Consider the following 15911-nt stretch of genomic DNA (forward strand, 5'->3'; position numbering starts at 1 on the left):
GCATGAAAATTACCCTCAAGTTGTTTGCGTCGCTGACCGACTATCTGCCTGCAGATGCCAAGTACACCAACTTCGTGGCGCTGGACATTGCGCCGGAGACCACCATTGGCCAGTTGGTTGATCAGTATCGGCTGCCGGCGAAGCAGGTGCATCTGGTGCTGGTGAATGGCACTTACATCGCGCCAGACAAACGCGCGAACCAAACGCTGGTCGAGGGCGATGTGCTGGCCATCTGGCCACCGATTGCGGGTGGCTGATTTTTATATGGAAAATTGGCCTCTAGCCCCCGTACCATGAGCGCAGAGTGCTATCAAAATGCAATCGTTTTACGCCGAAATATTTGAGCGCGAAATGGGCTGTACCGAGGCCGAGTGGCTGATGTGGCTGCCCCGGGCCATTGGCGACCATCACTGGAAACTGCAGGCCAAGTCCGCTGGCGTGCGCATCGGTGACGGCGCGCTGGGTCTGAAATGGCAGGTGGCCGCACCGCGTGTAATCGGCCTGATCAGCATCCCGGTGTTGCAGGTCAGCTTCCGTTTTGCCGGGCTCGATGAGGCCCGGCGTTACACCTTCATGAAGCGCTTTGACCTGTACATGCAGCGCGGCGGCGGCTAGGTTCTTCAGGCCGGTCGGCCGAATCAATCATGGCGTTGTCTTCCTTTTGTCGCTGACGTTACCGGACCGGGTTGACCGGAAAATCCGGTCGTCATAGGATGCCCGCGGCACCATCTTTGAACAACAAAACAGGAGACTTCATGCCCTACGCCCAGGTCAATGGCCAAAACCTTTACTTCGAGGACAGCGGCGGCGCTGGCCCGGCCCTCATCTTTTCCCATGGCTTGCTGATGGACGGCAGCATGTTTGCACCGCAGGTGGCCGCGCTCAAGTCCCGTTACCGCTGCATCGTGTGGGATGAGCGCGCACACGGCCAAACCGCCACCGGCGCCTGCGCCCCTTTCAGCTACTACGACTCCGCGAATGACCTGGCCGCCTTGCTGGCACATCTGGGTGTCGGGCAGGCCGTGCTGGTCGGCATGTCACAAGGCGGCTACCTGTCGCTGCGTTGCGCGCTGACGCATCCGGAAATCGTGCGTGCGCTGGTCTTGATCGACACGCAGGCCATGACGGAAGACCCGGCCAAAATGCCCGCCTACCAAGCCATGCTCCAGGACTGGGCCGTCAACGGCCTCTCGGACCAGACCGCCACGACCATCGAAACCGTCATCCTGGGCGACCAGTGGCCAGCTGCAGCCGTGTGGCGCGAAAAGTGGAAAAAGACCGCACCCGCCGATTTGTTGCAGAGTTTTCAGACCCTGGGTACGCGCGATGACATCAGCGATCAGATCGGGCGCATTGCTGTTCCCGCGCTGGTGCTCCACGGCGGCAGCGACCGCGCGATTGAGCTCCCGCGTGCCAAGGCCATGGCGGACGCCCTGCCCAACGCCCAGATCGTCGTCGTGCCAGGCGCGGGACATGCCTCCAACCTCACGCATCCACAAGCCGTCAATCCGGCCATCGAGTCGTTTTTGGCCACCCTTCATCTTTAACTCTCAGTACTCAATCAGGAGATAGTCACCATGCTTCAACCCGGCCTCATGATGGACCGCCCCCTTCTTATTTCTGATGTCATCGAACATGGCGCGGCCCAGTTTGGCGACGTCGAAGTCGTCTCGCGTGAAACGCATGGACCGCTGTTTCGCTACACCTATGCCCAGTGCGCCGCGCGTTCGCGCAAACTGGCCCATGCCCTCAAGAGTTTGGGACTGGAAGCCGGTAGCGCGGTCGGCTCCATTGCCTGGAACAACCATCGCCATCTGGAGGCCTACTTTGCGGTCTCCGGCAGCGGCATGGTGATGCACACCTGCAACCCGCGCCTGCAGGCCCAGCAGCTGATCTACATCATCAACCACGCCGAAGACGCGGTGATGTTGTTTGACGCCACTTTTGCGCCCCTGGTCAAAGGCATCGCCGCGCACTGCCCCAAGATCAAGGCCTGGGTTTGCCTGAGCGACACCGCCAACATGGCGGCGGTTGAGGGCGTGAGCAATGTGCTGTGTTACGAGGAGCTGATTGCCCCGCACAGCGAGCAGTTTGACTGGCCGCAGTTTGACGAGCGCACCGGCGCCGCCCTGTGCTACACCTCGGGCACCACCGGCAACCCCAAGGGCGCGTTGTACTCGCACCGCGCGATTGTGCTCAACGCCATGTCGGGCTGCCTGCCCGGCATTCTGTCGCTCTCGCCCAGAGACACGGTGCTGCCGGTGGTGCCCATGTTTCACATCAATGCCTGGTGCATTCCCTACGCCGCGCCCATCGGCGGCTCGCGGCTGGTCTTGCCCGGCCCGCGCCTGGACGGCGCCAGCCTGTATGAACTGATGGAAACCGAGCGCGTCACGGTGAGCGCCGGTGTGCCCACCATCTGGCTCGGGCTGATGCAGCATGTGGAGCAACACGGCCTGCGTTTTTCCAGCATGCGCCGCACGGCGGTGGGCGGCTCGGCGATGCCGGCGTCCTTGATTGCGAAATTTGCCGACGACTACGGCGTCGAGGTACGCCACGGCTGGGGCATGACGGAGACCACCGCCGCCACCACCATGAGTTGCCTGACGCCCAGGGACCTGGAGCTGACCCCGGCGCAGCAGCACGCAACAATAGCCCGCCAAGGCAAGTCGGTGTTTGGCGCCGAGATCAAGATCGTCGATGAAGCCGGTGTCACCTTGCCGCGCGACGGCGTGTCGCAAGGCGAACTGATGGTGCGCGGACAGTGGATCGTGACCGGCTATTACAAGGGGGATCGCTCGCCGCTGGTCGATGGCTGGTTCCCCACCGGCGACATTGCCACCATCGACGCCCACGGCGTCATGCAGATCCGCGACCGCGCCAAAGACGTCATCAAGACCGGCGGCGAGTGGATCAGCTCGATTGATCTGGAAAGCGCCGCGATGGGCCACCCGGCGGTGGCGATGGCGGCCGTCATCGGCGTCAAACACCCCAAGTGGGATGAACGCCCGCTGCTGTTCATTGTGCGCAAGCCGGGCAAGGCGGTGGAGCGCGAAGAAATTCTGGCGTTTCTCACCGAGCGCGTGGCCAAGTGGTGGGTGCCGGATGATGTTGTTTTTCTCGACGCGCTGCCAGTCGGCGGCACCGGCAAAGTGCAGAAGGGCGATTTGCGCAAGCAGTACGGCGGCGTGTTCAGTTGAAGCGCGTTTGTGCCGGAGGGGGCTGTCGCTGTGTTTGTTTATATAAAACTGGCCTGTAGCCCCTGTCAATCATGCGTGAGCAGCTATAAATAATATAGCTTAAATCCCATTCGGTTCGCAGCGCCCGTTAGCGGCGCGTTGGAAGGCTGACTCAAACGCCGACGCCTTGTGTCATGCGTCCTTTGAAATACCCCCCGTCTCTGACGGTCTTTGGTAATTTTTTATGATGCCGCATGAGCCCACAACCCCAGACTAGGCCCCACAAACCATCGCGCCGCGCCTTGTGGATCGCACTGGTGTTTGTTTTGGCGCTGATTGCCTGGTGGGAACTGTCGGTGCCACGCAGTACGTCGCCGTCGCCTGTGCTGGCCGCACCCACTGCGCGACCCGATGGCAGCGAGCTTGCCGTGTTTGCCGGGGGGTGTTTCTGGTGCACCGAAGCCGACTTTGACAAAGTGCCAGGCGTGTTGTCCACAACGTCAGGCTACACCGGCGGCAAAACGGCCAACCCCAGCTATGCCGAAGTCTCCAGCCAGGCCACCGGTCATGCGGAAGCTGTGCAAGTGGTTTTTGACCCCAAGCAGGTGAGCTACGAACGCCTGGTGGCGCATTTCTGGCGCACCATTGACCCCACCACCAAAGATCGCCAGTTTTGTGACATCGGCTCACCCTACCGGACCGTTATTTTTGCCACGACACCGGAGCAGTTCCGGATCGCCCAGGCTTCTCGTTTGGCACTGGAAAAATCAAAGCCATTCAAAGAATCCATCGTCACCCAGATCGTGATGGCCGATGACTTTTATCCGGCTGAACCTGAGCATCAAAACTACCACCAGAACAACCCGGTGCGCTACCAGTTCTACCGCAAGGGCTGCGGCCGTGATGCGCGGCTGCAACAGCTCTGGGGTGATCAGGCGGGGCAGTAGGGGAGGCACTTGCGCTGACTGCCATAGAGCCCCATCAGATGATGCTTTGTTCTGGCTTACAGTCGCCGACATGCCCCATGCTTGCATTCGCATGGTTTTCGCGCCCAGTCCGGGTCGCTGAACCCTGAAACACATGACTTGAAGCTTCAACAGGAAAAAAAACTTGATCACCTCACTCACCCCAAGCCCTGCGACCACCCCACCCAAGCAGCCGCGCCTCACCAGCCTGTCCCATGGCGGCGGCTGCGGCTGCAAGATTGCGCCTGGTGTCCTGTCTGAAATCCTCAAGGGCATCACCGCCATGCCGATCCCGAAGGAGCTGATGGTGGGCATCGAGACCGCCGATGATGCAGCTGTCTACCGGCTTAACGACGAGCAGGCCCTGATCGCCACCACCGACTTCTTCATGCCGATCGTCGACGACCCGTTTGACTTTGGCCGCATCGCCGCCACCAACGCCATCTCCGACGTCTATGCCATGGGCGGCAAGCCGATTCTGGCGCTGGCCCTGGTCGGCATGCCGATCAACGTGCTGTCCACCGAGACCATCGCCAAAATCCTCGAAGGCGGCGCCTCGGTCTGTCGTGCCGCCGGCATCCCGATCGCCGGTGGCCACACCATCGACTCGGTCGAGCCGATTTACGGCTTGGTGGCCCTCGGTCTGGTGCACCCCAGCCGCGTGAAGCGCAATGCCGATGCCCAGGTGGGCGACAAGCTGATTTTGGGCAAACCGCTGGGCGTGGGCATTTTGTCGGCGGCGCTTAAAAAGGAAAAACTGGATGGACCCGGCTACGCCCAGATGATCGCCGTCACGACCCAGTTGAACACCCCCGGCCCCGAACTGGCCGCGCTGAGCGGCGTGCACGCCATGACCGACGTCACTGGTTTTGGCCTGGCCGGCCACGCGTTGGAACTTGCACGCGGAGCACACTGCACCGTGCAAATCGACTGGGCGCGGGTGCCACTGCTGGCCGGTGTGCGTGAACTGGCGTTGCAGGGTATTGTCACCGGCGCTTCCGGGCGCAACTGGACCGCTTATGGGCAGGAGATTGCCTTGCCCACCGGCTTTGCCGAGGTTGACCAAGCGCTCTTGAGCGACCCGCAAACCAGTGGTGGCCTGTTGGTGTCATGCGCCCCTGCGGCGGTGGACGCGGTGCTGGCCATTTTCAGGCAGCATGGGTTTGATGCGGCCTGCGAGATTGGCGAGATCACGGCCGGGGCGGGGACCCCGAAGCTGCAGTTGCGTTGAGGGGCCTGGGGGCGTGTCGCCCCACGGGGAAAGGCAACCCTATTTCTACCAAGGGAACGACCATGTCAAAGCTGCGTGTAGAGAGTTTCACCATTTCCATCGACGGATTTGGTGCAGGACCGAACCAGAATCTTGAGAATCCTCTCGGAGCTGGGGGGCCGGCACTACACCAGTGGGCATGGCCGACCAAGACGTTTCAAACGATATTTGGACATGACGGCGGCACAACCGGCACCGACGAAGAATTTGCCGCCCGTGGTTTTCGGAACATAGGCGCGTGGATCATGGGTCGGAACATGTTCGGACCGATTCGCGGGCCATGGCCTGATATGAATTGGAAAGGTTGGTGGGGCGACAATCCACCGTATCACACCCAGGTGTTTGTATTGACCCACCACCCCCGCGAGTCGATCACCATGGATGGCGGTACAACTTTTCACTTTGTCACCGACGGCATTTTCAGCGCATTGGCGCGTGCCAGACAAGCGGCCAATGGGCTCGATGTTCGGCTTGGCGGGGGCGTGGCGACGATTCAGCAATACCTGCGTGCCGGCTTGGTTGACGAAATGCACATTGCAATCGCCCCCATCCTGCTCGGCTCCGGCGAGCGCCTATTCGCCGATCTCAACATGCTGTCGCTTGGTTACCAATGTGCCGAACATGCAGCCTCATCCAATGCCACCCATCTGGTCATCAAGAAGAAGACGTAGCCTGCTACTGAAGTTTCTTTGGACTATCGGAACGCAGACATGGACCGTGGCAAACCCCTTATCGCCCGAACCCAGCGCCTTTTTCTGGCGCTTTGGCCCGATGAGGGTGTTCAGGGGCAACTGGTCGCACATGCCAGGCAATGGACCTGGCCCGCTGGATGTATGCAATCCGCGCCTGCAGACTGGCATGTCACCCTGCATTTCATCGGTAACGTGGATGCCGATCGCGTGGCAGCCATCATGGCCGGCGCAGATGTGCCGTTCCAACCATTCGAGTTGGTTCTGGATCAGCCCAGGCTCTGGCCTCACGGATTGGCGGTACTTGGCACGACTGAGGTGCCCATGCCCCTCAGGGCGCTGTACGAGCGGCTTGGGTACGCGCTGCGCGGGCTTGATCTTGCGGTCGAGACCCGACCCTATCTGCCCCATGTCACATTCGCGCGGCGTGCGGGTGCTGCGATCCCGCCGGCGGCACCTGCGCCAGTGGTGTGGTGGGTGCGGAGTTTTGCGCTGGTCGTCTCAACGGGGGACAGGGCGCAACCCTACCGGGTGCTTCGCCAGTACCGCTGACGGTAACGAATAGTTCAGAGCAATTACTCTCAGCGGCATCGTTCTTGTACTGTCAGTGATTGATTTACCAAAGAAAAAAGCCGCTAACTGTATGTCGTTAGCGGCCTTCGTCAGGGGATATGGTGGAGCTGGCGGGATTTGAACCCGCGTCCGCAAGCCATCTTCGAGCAGATCTACATGTTTAGTGGTCTGATTTGAGTCTCGCCCTTGTGAACGCGCAGCCACACGCTTTCACAGTCGCCAGTACCCTATTGTCTTGCTCCAAACCAAGGTACCCGGTTCAGCGCCAGCCGATGTGAATGACCTTACAGCCTGGAATCCTTAACTTGCGCTAGAGACCCCTTGCCCAGCCCATCGGCCTGCTGTTGTAAGGCTCACTGGTGTTTAAGCAGCGAGTGCGAAACGTTCGTCGTTTGCAGTTAGTTTTTTTGAATCTGTTTTACGAGCGCATTCAGCTCGACATGCACCACAGCGATTCCGTACCCACGTCGAAACCAGTGCAGCCCCAGGAACGCTATTTTAGGCCTTATGCAGCAATTGCAAGAGGTCGGCCGGAAAATTGATGATTGCGTGCGCGCCCCACTGGAGTGGATCGGCTTTTTGGCCAAGATAGCCGTAGGTGGCGGCGACCGTTCCCATGCCAGCGGCCCGCCCCGCCACAATATCGCGTTCATCATCGCCAACATACAGGCAATGCGCCGGCTCAATGGCCAGTTGCCGGGCCGCTGTCAACAGCGGTTCTGGATGGGGCTTTGCATGGGGCGTGGTGTCGCCACTGATCACAACCCTGGCCGATTCAAACAGCGGCATGCTGCGCATCAGGGGATCGGTAAATCGCTTGGATTTATTGGTGACAACACCCCACGGCAGACCGCGCGCCAGCAAACAACGGATCAATTCGTGCACGCCGTCAAAGGCATAGGTTTGCTCCGTCATGCATTGTTCGTAATTGCTGAAAAACTCTTCACGCAAAACGTCAAAATCCGGATGCGCGGGGGTCAGCCCCAATGCAAGCTCAATCATGCCTCTGGCCCCGGCGCCAGCCATTGGGCGATAGTGCACCATCGGCAACGAAGGCAGGCCACGAACGACACGCATTTTGTCGGCAGCAGCACCCAAATCCGGCGCGCTGTCAATCAAAGTGCCATCCAGGTCAAACAGTACCGCCTGTATATCGGCAAACATGCCAGGAGTGCCAGTCACAGGACAGCGGTCAGAGATTTTTGGGTGGCAAAAAGATAGTTCACGCTGGTGTCGTCGCTCATCCAGTAGCGCCGGGTCAGCGGGTTGTATTGCATACCGCGTGTGTGGCGCAGGTCAAGTTCCACCGATCGGCAGTAACTTGCCAACTCGCTGGGTCGAATCATCTTGGCGTATTCGTGGGTTCCGCGCGGCAGCAGGTTGAGCACGTACTCGGCACCCACGATGGCCAGAACAAAGGACTTGGGGCTGCGGTTCAGCGTGGAAAAAAAGACCCAGCCACCGGGTTTGACCAGTGTGGCGCAGGCCCGAACCACCGAGGCCGGATCGGGCACATGTTCCAGCATTTCCATGCAAGTCACAACATCAAAGCTGCCGGGTTGCTGCGCTGCCAAGGCTTCAACGCTGATTTCCTGGTACTGCAAGTTGGGGGTTTGCGCTTCAAGGGCGTGCAACTGCGCCACTCTGAGCGCTTTGCTGGCCAGATCAATTCCGGTCACCTGGGCGCCCAGTCGGGCCATCGAGTCTGCCAGGATGCCACCGCCGCAGCCCACATCAAGAACTTGCTGGCCCGCGACCGGACAAAGATGGTTAATCCACTCCAGGCGCAGGGGATTAATTTGATGCAATGGACGAAATTCGCCCTCCATGTCCCACCAGCGGTGGGCAAGATCAGAAAACTTGGCCAGTTCGGCCGGATCAGCGTTTAATGTTGAAGTCATTGGGTGATTATCCGCAAAATATGATTACCCGGGCTCGTTCAAGTGTATGCAAGCCAGGATGACGCGCCGCCGGTGCAGCACCTCCAGTGCCTTGTTGAGCATGGAGCCCCTATTGTCTTTGGTGTGCTTGAGTATTCCTCGTGCTCGCTGGCGTCCAGGTTGCCGCTGGTTAACAGATTTTTTACACAAAACTGGCCTCTAGCCCCCGTCAATACTGGCTATATAGCTATAAAAAATGTAGTATATTTGGGCGGAAGCGGCAAGGCGTTAAGCTTGCGCCCTGCGCTTTCACATCCCCCATGCACACCCAACACAGCACCCCCAGCAAAGAGCAGATTGCGCTGCTGCCAGAATTCGACCGCCTGGGGCCCAGTCGCATTGCGCTCGTGACCACCGCCGCACAGGCGCACGAAGCGCATGCGGAACTCAGCGCCGCCACGGTTTGGGGCTTCGATACCGAATCCAAACCCACGTTTTTCAAAGACCAGGTGTCCGATGGCCCGCACATCGTGCAACTGGCCACGCTGGACCAGGCCTGGGTGTTTCAGTTGCACGACCCGGCGTGCCGCGCCGTGGTGGCACAACTGCTGGCCCTGCCGGGTTTCACCAAGGCTGGCTTTGGCCTGGGCGACGATCGTAAGCGCATCCAGTCCAAGCTGGGCGTGGAGGTGGTGGGCATGCTGGAGCTCAACACCGTGTTTCGCCAGCGCGGCTACCGCAAGGACATGGGCGTCAAAGGGGCCGTGGCGGTGCTGTTCAACCAGCGTTTCATCAAGTCGAAGAAGGCGACCACGTCCAATTGGGCCTTGCCCAGCCTGAGCCAAGCCCAGTTGGTGTACGCCGCCAATGATGCCTATGCCGCCGTTCGTGTTTTCCACGCGCTGGGGCTCGCCTGACCGCGCCGACACCACGCGATCCTCCCAACACCAGCGGGTGAATGGTGCCAAGGCGCTTTCAATGCGTGATGACCACCAGCACGCTGCAGGGTGCGTGCTCAATCAGTGCCTTGGAGATGGAGCCGCGCCACCAGCGCGCTGCCCAGCCCTCCAGATGCTTGTGACCGACAACGATCAGGTTGGCGTCGATCCGACGGGCGCAACGCGCAATCTCTGTCACCGCATCCCCGATCACCACTTCGCCGCGCGCGCTCAGCCCGGCATCGGCCAGCTTGCGCACACCGGTGTCGAGAATCGCCTGATAGCGGCCTTTCTCGCCGTCTTGAAGCGACTCGTCGTAGACGCCGCTCTCGGGGCCGATGACGGTCAGGGCCAGCGGCATCACGGCAATCAGTGTTAACTCAGAATGGCTCCACTGCGCGATTTCATTGCAATCGAGCAGGGCCTGCTGCCCCGGGGCAGAGCCGTCATAAGCCAGCAAGATTCGTTTGTACATGGCACACCTCCGAGTTGTTGGGCTGGCGCTTATTCGAGCGTGAATCCGATCTTCAGGGAAACCTGCCAGTGCGCCACCTTGCCATCGACCACATGGCCCCGGGTCTCGGTGATGCTGAACCACTGGATGTTTCGCACCGTCTCATGCGCCTTGGCGATGGCGGCGCTCACAGCATCTTCAATACTGACGCTGGAGGAACCGGTCAGTTCAAGCAGCTTGTAGACATGGTTGCTCATCACAATGCTCCTAAGAGTTAATCAATTTAACTTTAGACATGCTACGCGTTTTGCGTTGGAACTACAAACATGCGCAGGCTAGCACCTCGCGCTGGCGACCACGCGAGCCCGCAGCCGCCATAGGTTCGTCAGAAAACCAGTCAAAGGGCGAGTAGCCAGCCTGCTACCGCAGCAAAGGCCACGACCAGCACAGGTGATTGGCGCCCATAGACCAGCAAGCCGAATGCCGCCAACGCGAGCCCGAAATCTCCTCGGGAGTGAATGGCGCTCGTCCATACCGGGTCGTACAGTGCAGCTCCAAGCACACCGACCACAGCGGCGTTGACGCCGGCCATCGCTCGCTGCACGGCGTCGCGTTGACGCAGCGCCTCCCAGAACGGCAAAGCGCCGACGACCAACAAGAACGCGGGAACGAAGATGGCGACGAGTAGACCCAAGCCACCCAACCAGCCGCCCAGCGGAGGGGGCATCACGGCCCCGAGGTAGGCCGCGAAGGTGAACAGCGGCCCTGGAACAGCCTGTGCAGCTCCGTATCCAGCAAGGAACGAGTCGTTGCTGACCAACCCGTTCGGCACAACGCCAGCTTGGAGAAGTGGCAGCACGACATGTCCACCACCGAACACCAGTGCGCCCGCCCGGTAGAAGGTTGAAACCGCTGACGCGATGGGAGACTGGACTGTGGCGGCCAGTGCCGGGAGCAAGATCAGCAAGAGACCGAACAGCAGCAGCAGGACAGCCCCCGTGGTCTTGCTGACGCCATAGTCGTGATGACGAGTTGGAGGAAGGTGTCCAAGCTGCAGTGCCCATCGACCTACAACACCACCGGCGACGATGGCCAGGATTTGTCCGACGGCCGACGGGGTCGCAAGAACCAGCAGCGCCGCCCCAACGGCGACCCCCGCTCTAATGCGGTCTGGGCACAGCGACTTGGCCATGCCCCAAACAGCCTGCGCGACCACCGCGACCGCGACCACCTTCAGGCCATGGACTGCCCCTGACTGGGAAAGGCCGGTCCACTGTGTGACACCGAAGGCAAAAAGAATAAGCGCAATGGCCGACGGCAGCGTGAATCCCGCCCATGCGCCAATGGCGCCAAGCCATCCAGCACGGCCGAGCCCGAGGGCGATTCCGACCTGGCTGCTGGCGGGTCCCGGAAGAAACTGACGCAAGGCCACCAAGTCGGAGTAGCTTTTGTCGTCCAGCCACTTTCGCCGGTCGACAAACTCTGTGCGGAAGTAGCCAAGGTGTGCCACCGGACCTCCGAACGAAGTCAGGCCCAGCTTCAGGAAGGCGAGGAACACCTCACTGGCAGAGCCACGGGCCGGCAACGCGCTCCCGGGTTCAGCGGCTGTGTTTGGCTCAGGGTTTTTGTGTTGTTGCTGCGGCTGGTTCATAAGGCAGGGTTTCCCAACAGGCGGAGCCACTCTTGTCCATGGTGCAAGCTTACACGGACAAAAATTGGACGGGTGCGGCAATACGCTTCATGCCTCATCCTGTTGTCAGAACGGCTGTATTGCCTTGAAGATGCCCGTCTTCGTCATTTCGCGCCTGAGTTCGAAACGAGTGAATGCCTCCAGTACGTCTATAGATTGAAGGCTGTCGAAGTTGATGCCTTCCCATCCTACTCTGGGCACGACCATGGACAGCAGGTACTCATCAGCCTCTTGACCGGTTGCTTTGTTCTTTCGCTGCGAATACGCCGACAGAGTCACTTCCTGAACCGTGGGCAGCATCCCGAACGCCTCACCCAGCAACCGGAACCCAATGGAATGAATGTGCTTGGCGTACATCTTTTGAATGTTCGTCGGCCCGATTTCCTTCACTGACAGCTTGAAGCCCCGTTGTGGAACTGAGGCGGTCTTCGTCGGCATGTCTTCCCTCTCGGGCAGGTCAACGTCAAAGGCCAGATGTGTCCCTCCTTCCCGCACCTCGAAGGAAACGACAGTTTCCCGTGGCCATACGATGTCCATCAAGACTTCCCCGAAGAATCCCTCCATCGCTTCAGTATCACCAGAGACCGCCTTCGATATGAGTTCCTGCTTCCTACGCTCGGCGGCCTCGAACTGCGTCTTTGCGTACTCCCACTCCCGAAGGGCTGAACCGAAATTGTCTTGTGCTCGGGCGTTCGCAGCTTCGATGTCAGCCACTTTGCTCTTGAAAAATCCTGCAAAGAACCCGGGCACCTTTGGCACTGGTGGCGCCGGACGTGGTACATCAAAGCTCCGTGGTTGGTAGGTTGGGGGCTTTTTCGGGGATGGCGTTTGCAGATGCAACTCCCCGAGGGATTCAACCTGTGCATTGAGGTCGTCACAGGCTTTCTGAATCACTCCCTTGATGGCATCCCCCTTCTGCTGCTTTGCTGATTCAATCAGGTCCGCAGACACAGGGTTCCCATTGGAGTCCTTGAAGGTGACCGCTCCATCATCACTCACTGAAACCGTCAGCGACACCGTGGTGGCTGCAGTGGGCTGCTGCTGTCCAGTGGGCCGCCGCATTTCCCGATTAGCACTTCCTCCACCGGTCAAGGATTGGCGTAAGGACAGACCCGTCCCCGGAATGCCCGTGTTGAGGAAGGTCCCGCGCTTTCCAATTCCAATAGACGCCCCACGGGGGCCAAGTGACCAACTGAGGCCGCCGCCGCTAAGGTTCATGCGAATGCCCGGGGCTAACTTGAGTGACTTCCTGAAGCGAATTGCCATGGTTCCTCCACTATTTTGAGTGGTGTGTAGGTGGGGAAGGTTGTGGTATCGCGAGGCGGCGAATGATAGTCAGACCATCGACCGGCCTAGCCCTTCTTAGCTTCCCGCATCGCTCTTGCCGCCAGCATCTTGGCTGCAGGATCGCTGAAATTCGGTATGGACTTGATGCTCATCGGATCAAATTTCTGACAGAGAGACTCAGCATCTAATTCGGAATTGTTGATCCCTAGCCTTTTTCTTTTCCGCAGTAATCCAGTCTTGCATTTGCCCACTTTGCGGCTGTCGCGCCATGGCGTCATAGTTTGCGATTTGGGCGTCGAGTGCTTTGCATTCCGCAACATGACTGACTGCGGGCGTGTTATTGATAACCGTCGTGTTGGTAACGGTGTTCGTGCTGGTGGTCGTTTGACGTTGCTGTTCAGCAAGTTTGACTTGTTGATCAAACGGAAGTGTGTCAGGGACACTGACAATCCGCTCAATCAAGGCGTTGTGCTGGTTGCAGTGCGCCTGCGCCCAAAAGGTGCCACCGCCATAGGCCCTACAAAGATAAAGTGAACCTGCATCCGAATAGAACGGGAACAGGCTGACCAAACAAATTAGCCACTTCATTGACATTCCTCCATGAACTTCTAGGTATGCCGTGACTGTACGCTAAGCCCAACCCCCAGACCGTCCATTACAGCCAGTTCCAAATCGCAACGAAAACTCGACGCCCCGGCAATGCATATGGAAGACTCCAAGGGTGCTTGAAATCTGGTGTTTGGGAATAGGTGGTGTGCTTCATTGCTGCTCACTCCCGATTGGCACAGGAATGTCTTGGCGCAACCATTCGACCACCGCTGTTTCTGGTTCACTCTGTTGCCACCGCTGGTCACTCCAGAGGTCCTTTGCCACTTCATCGCGCTGATCTCTATGCAGCCTTGGCCATTGCGCGTGCAGGCGGGCAGAGCACCTTGCGATCCATTCACTTGTCTCCATTGCAGCTTCTCCAAAAATCAATGTACTGTTGTTTCATACAGTATACGAAATCTGGAAAAGAAGTAAACGGTTGCGTCGCGTTTTTACGAAAATTTCGGAATGTTCATTTCAACTGCGAATTTCGCCCTGTCTAAACCCAGATGGCGTAAGTGTGGCAACATGAACCATGAGTCAAACTTTTGGCATGGAATCACCGCGAAAGCACAACCACGGGTCGCATCGACAGCCTGCGCGTTTCCTTGTGGTTATCGACTCTGGCGGGTACATGGTCGCGCGAATGTTTCTGGATACGCGCGAACAGGTGGCCGAATTCGATGCCGCCGTTGAGGAAGTCTCGGCTATGACAAGTGGTCTGGTTCCGGAAGTTGGGGCGCTCGGCTCCGAGTGGGATCGTGCTTTGCTAGGGCACAGTGCCGCCGAAAGGGCTGGGGCAATGGTCTACACACTTGAAATCTGATTGAACTGATGCCCACTGCTTTTGGCTATTATTCGCCAGCATGCGCCTGCCCGATAACTTCTATTTGACGACTGAGGCGCTTGCGTCAGCCGTGCTGATCCTGACATGGTTAGTCGTCATGCGGTCGACCCGCTATTCAAAGTGGCAGCTTGCATTTATCAGCCTTCCCGGTACGGCCATGCATGAAGCATTGCATGGGATGGTGGGGTTGGTTCTTTTCGCCAAGCCCAAGTCGTTTTCAATCTTCCCCAAGCGAGAAAGGAATACTTGGGTGTTGGGTTCGGTTGGCTTTAGCAATCTGAATATTTGGAACGCTGCACCGGTCGCATTTGCTCCACTGTTGATGCTCGGTATCGGTTGGCTGCTATACGTGAATTGGACGCTGCCAACTTTCCATGCGACCAATTACTTGATTTGGGTTGCGTCTGGATACGTGACTGCTTGTGCTTTTTTTTCCTGCATTCCATCAACCACCGACATCAAGGTTGGTGCCGTTTCCGGATTGATGTACGGTGGCATCGGTTTTGGGGTGTGGCACTTCGTACATTGATGCCGAACATCGTTGATCAACGCCAATGACGCAGAACAGTACTGATGACGCCTTGGAAGCAAGCAAATTTTGCCAAAAACTTTCTCGTCAGTTCAGCTTTGATAAGGCCCACCACAGCAGCTTTTTGGAATACCAGAAGAATATTTGTCATTCATGGAATAAAAAAGCATCGACGCTCAAACTGTCACCAGCGCCAGAAACAAAAAAGCCTGCTAACAATTAAGTAGCAGGCTTTTCAATGCCCATGCGGGCTAATTGGTGGGATGTGCGGGGGTCGAACCCACGACAAACGGATTAAAAGTCCGCTGCTCTACCAACTGAGCTAACATCCCTTCTTGCTTTGAATCGAAGCTTTCGATACGCTGCAAAGCCGTAAATTATAGCGTCATTTTTGACCGTTCCAAAGTCGAATGCTTGCCTGTTAGTTCGAGAGTTGCGCTACCGCGCAATATCGCCATGAGCACAGGGCTTCAAATAGCGACTTTTCGCTGTTTGCCCTCAACTTGTCGACGGTCCTGCAAATGTTTGCGGCAGGTGGCATTGATGAGTTGCAGTTCGGCAAGCGTTTCGTCGATCTGGGCACGCTTTTGCTCCAGTTCATGGATGGCGGTATCGGTGCGGTCGATGACGTAGGTGAGCTGTTGTGCCCGGCCTTCGCCGTGGTCGCCATATAAATCCAGATAGCGTTTGATCTCCGACAGGGGTGAGCCGATGGCTTTTGCCCGCAGGATAAGCGCCAGTCGGGCGCGGTCGCGCCGGGTGTAAACGCGTGCTCCGTTGATCCGCCTGGGAGCCAGCAGCCCCTTGTCCTCATAAAACCGCAGCGCGCGCAAGGTGATGCCGAACTCCTTGCACAACTCGGTAATACCGAACAACTCGGCCGTTCCCTCGTCACGGTGTGAGTCGACAAAAGCCTGCGCGTCACTCGGCGTAGGCGTGACCGTGCGAACACCTTGGGGGCGTGGTCGCGACGACCTGGGCCGAGAAGTGGTTAACGCCACGCCTGGAGTCCGGATTGAGAG

The 15911-nt window shown here is 58.6% G+C and carries 19 protein-coding genes, 1 tRNA gene and 1 other RNA gene; 11 read left to right on the forward strand and 10 right to left on the reverse strand.

The features are described from left to right. Positions 1 to 2 precede the first annotated feature (2 nt). From WA157_RS11705 to thpR, 8 genes are all read left to right on the forward strand, one after another. Positions 3 to 257, forward strand: a complete 255-nt coding sequence (locus tag WA157_RS11705) for a MoaD/ThiS family protein (RefSeq protein ID WP_422621125.1) — start codon at positions 3 to 5, stop codon at positions 255 to 257. 58 nt (positions 258 to 315) lie between these two features. Further along, positions 316 to 615: a hypothetical protein gene (locus WA157_RS11710; RefSeq protein WP_422621126.1), complete on the forward strand. Its 300-nt coding sequence runs from the start codon at positions 316 to 318 to the stop codon at positions 613 to 615. 140 nt (positions 616 to 755) lie between these two features. Next, on the forward strand, positions 756 to 1547 hold the full coding sequence (locus tag WA157_RS11715) for an alpha/beta fold hydrolase (RefSeq protein WP_422621127.1): 792 nt from the start codon (positions 756 to 758) through the stop codon (positions 1545 to 1547). Positions 1548 to 1577: 30 nt separating this feature from the next. Beyond that, complete coding sequence (locus tag WA157_RS11720; protein ID WP_422621128.1) at positions 1578 to 3200, forward strand: long-chain-fatty-acid--CoA ligase; 1623 nt, start codon at positions 1578 to 1580, stop codon at positions 3198 to 3200. A 233-nt stretch (positions 3201 to 3433) separates the two neighbouring features. Then, a complete protein-coding gene (msrA, locus tag WA157_RS11725) occupies positions 3434 to 4126 on the forward strand; it encodes a peptide-methionine (S)-S-oxide reductase MsrA (protein ID WP_422621129.1) in 693 nt (230 codons plus the stop codon). Between the two features lie 166 nt (positions 4127 to 4292). Further along, complete coding sequence (gene selD, locus WA157_RS11730; RefSeq protein ID WP_422621174.1) at positions 4293 to 5375, forward strand: selenide, water dikinase SelD; 1083 nt, start codon at positions 4293 to 4295, stop codon at positions 5373 to 5375. Between the two features lie 62 nt (positions 5376 to 5437). Further along, entirely contained in the window at positions 5438 to 6085 is a 648-nt protein-coding gene (locus tag WA157_RS11735; RefSeq protein WP_422621130.1) for a dihydrofolate reductase family protein, read from the forward strand. Between the two features lie 39 nt (positions 6086 to 6124). Continuing rightward, the gene (gene thpR, locus WA157_RS11740; RefSeq protein ID WP_422621131.1) at positions 6125 to 6655 is read left to right on the forward strand and encodes an RNA 2',3'-cyclic phosphodiesterase; all 531 of its coding nucleotides are present in this window, start codon (positions 6125 to 6127) and stop codon (positions 6653 to 6655) included. A gap of 120 nt (positions 6656 to 6775) precedes the next feature. Here thpR and ssrA read toward each other — a convergent pair. From ssrA to ubiG, 3 genes are all read right to left on the reverse strand, one after another. After that, positions 6776 to 7162: a transfer-messenger RNA gene (ssrA, locus tag WA157_RS11745) on the reverse strand. Positions 7163 to 7174: 12 nt separating this feature from the next. Continuing rightward, entirely contained in the window at positions 7175 to 7840 is a 666-nt protein-coding gene (gph, locus tag WA157_RS11750; RefSeq protein WP_422621132.1) for a phosphoglycolate phosphatase, read from the reverse strand. Positions 7841 to 7854: 14 nt separating this feature from the next. Continuing rightward, positions 7855 to 8577 (reverse strand): bifunctional 2-polyprenyl-6-hydroxyphenol methylase/3-demethylubiquinol 3-O-methyltransferase UbiG, encoded by a 723-nt coding sequence (ubiG, locus tag WA157_RS11755; protein ID WP_422621133.1) that lies wholly within the window; start codon positions 8575 to 8577, stop codon positions 7855 to 7857. Between the two features lie 299 nt (positions 8578 to 8876). Between ubiG and WA157_RS11760 the strand changes: the two genes are divergently transcribed. Next, positions 8877 to 9473: a 3'-5' exonuclease gene (locus WA157_RS11760; RefSeq protein WP_422621134.1), complete on the forward strand. Its 597-nt coding sequence runs from the start codon at positions 8877 to 8879 to the stop codon at positions 9471 to 9473. A gap of 58 nt (positions 9474 to 9531) precedes the next feature. Here the strand turns inward: WA157_RS11760 and WA157_RS11765 are convergent, their stop codons facing one another. From WA157_RS11765 to WA157_RS11785, 5 genes are all read right to left on the reverse strand, one after another. After that, a complete protein-coding gene (locus tag WA157_RS11765; protein ID WP_422621135.1) occupies positions 9532 to 9969 on the reverse strand; it encodes a universal stress protein in 438 nt (145 codons plus the stop codon). A gap of 29 nt (positions 9970 to 9998) precedes the next feature. Next, on the reverse strand, positions 9999 to 10205 hold the full coding sequence (locus tag WA157_RS11770; RefSeq protein WP_011465103.1) for a dodecin: 207 nt from the start codon (positions 10203 to 10205) through the stop codon (positions 9999 to 10001). A gap of 140 nt (positions 10206 to 10345) precedes the next feature. Beyond that, complete coding sequence (chrA, locus tag WA157_RS11775) at positions 10346 to 11599, reverse strand: chromate efflux transporter (protein ID WP_422621136.1); 1254 nt, start codon at positions 11597 to 11599, stop codon at positions 10346 to 10348. Positions 11600 to 11704: 105 nt separating this feature from the next. Next, positions 11705 to 12904, reverse strand: a complete 1200-nt coding sequence (locus WA157_RS11780; RefSeq protein WP_422621137.1) for a DUF4236 domain-containing protein — start codon at positions 12902 to 12904, stop codon at positions 11705 to 11707. Between the two features lie 198 nt (positions 12905 to 13102). Beyond that, complete coding sequence (locus WA157_RS11785) at positions 13103 to 13513, reverse strand: hypothetical protein (protein ID WP_422621138.1); 411 nt, start codon at positions 13511 to 13513, stop codon at positions 13103 to 13105. A gap of 535 nt (positions 13514 to 14048) precedes the next feature. Between WA157_RS11785 and WA157_RS11790 the strand changes: the two genes are divergently transcribed. Beyond that, positions 14049 to 14339 carry a hypothetical protein gene (locus WA157_RS11790; RefSeq protein WP_422621139.1) on the forward strand — a complete coding sequence of 97 codons (291 nt, stop codon included), beginning with the start codon at positions 14049 to 14051 and terminating at the stop codon, positions 14337 to 14339. A gap of 40 nt (positions 14340 to 14379) precedes the next feature. Continuing rightward, positions 14380 to 14889, forward strand: coding sequence for a hypothetical protein (locus WA157_RS11795; RefSeq protein ID WP_422621140.1), 510 nt, complete (start codon positions 14380 to 14382; stop codon positions 14887 to 14889). A gap of 256 nt (positions 14890 to 15145) precedes the next feature. On the opposite strand, the gene WA157_RS11800 is transcribed toward WA157_RS11795, so the two are convergent. Next, a tRNA-Lys gene (locus WA157_RS11800) sits at positions 15146 to 15221 on the reverse strand. A 138-nt stretch (positions 15222 to 15359) separates the two neighbouring features. Beyond that, on the reverse strand, positions 15360 to 15890 hold the full coding sequence (locus WA157_RS11805) for a MerR family transcriptional regulator (protein ID WP_422621141.1): 531 nt from the start codon (positions 15888 to 15890) through the stop codon (positions 15360 to 15362). Positions 15891 to 15911 lie beyond the last annotated feature (21 nt).

Source organism: Rhodoferax ferrireducens (assembly GCF_049302455.1).
Taxonomy (GTDB): Bacteria; Pseudomonadota; Gammaproteobacteria; order Burkholderiales; family Burkholderiaceae_C; genus Rhodoferax; species Rhodoferax ferrireducens_B.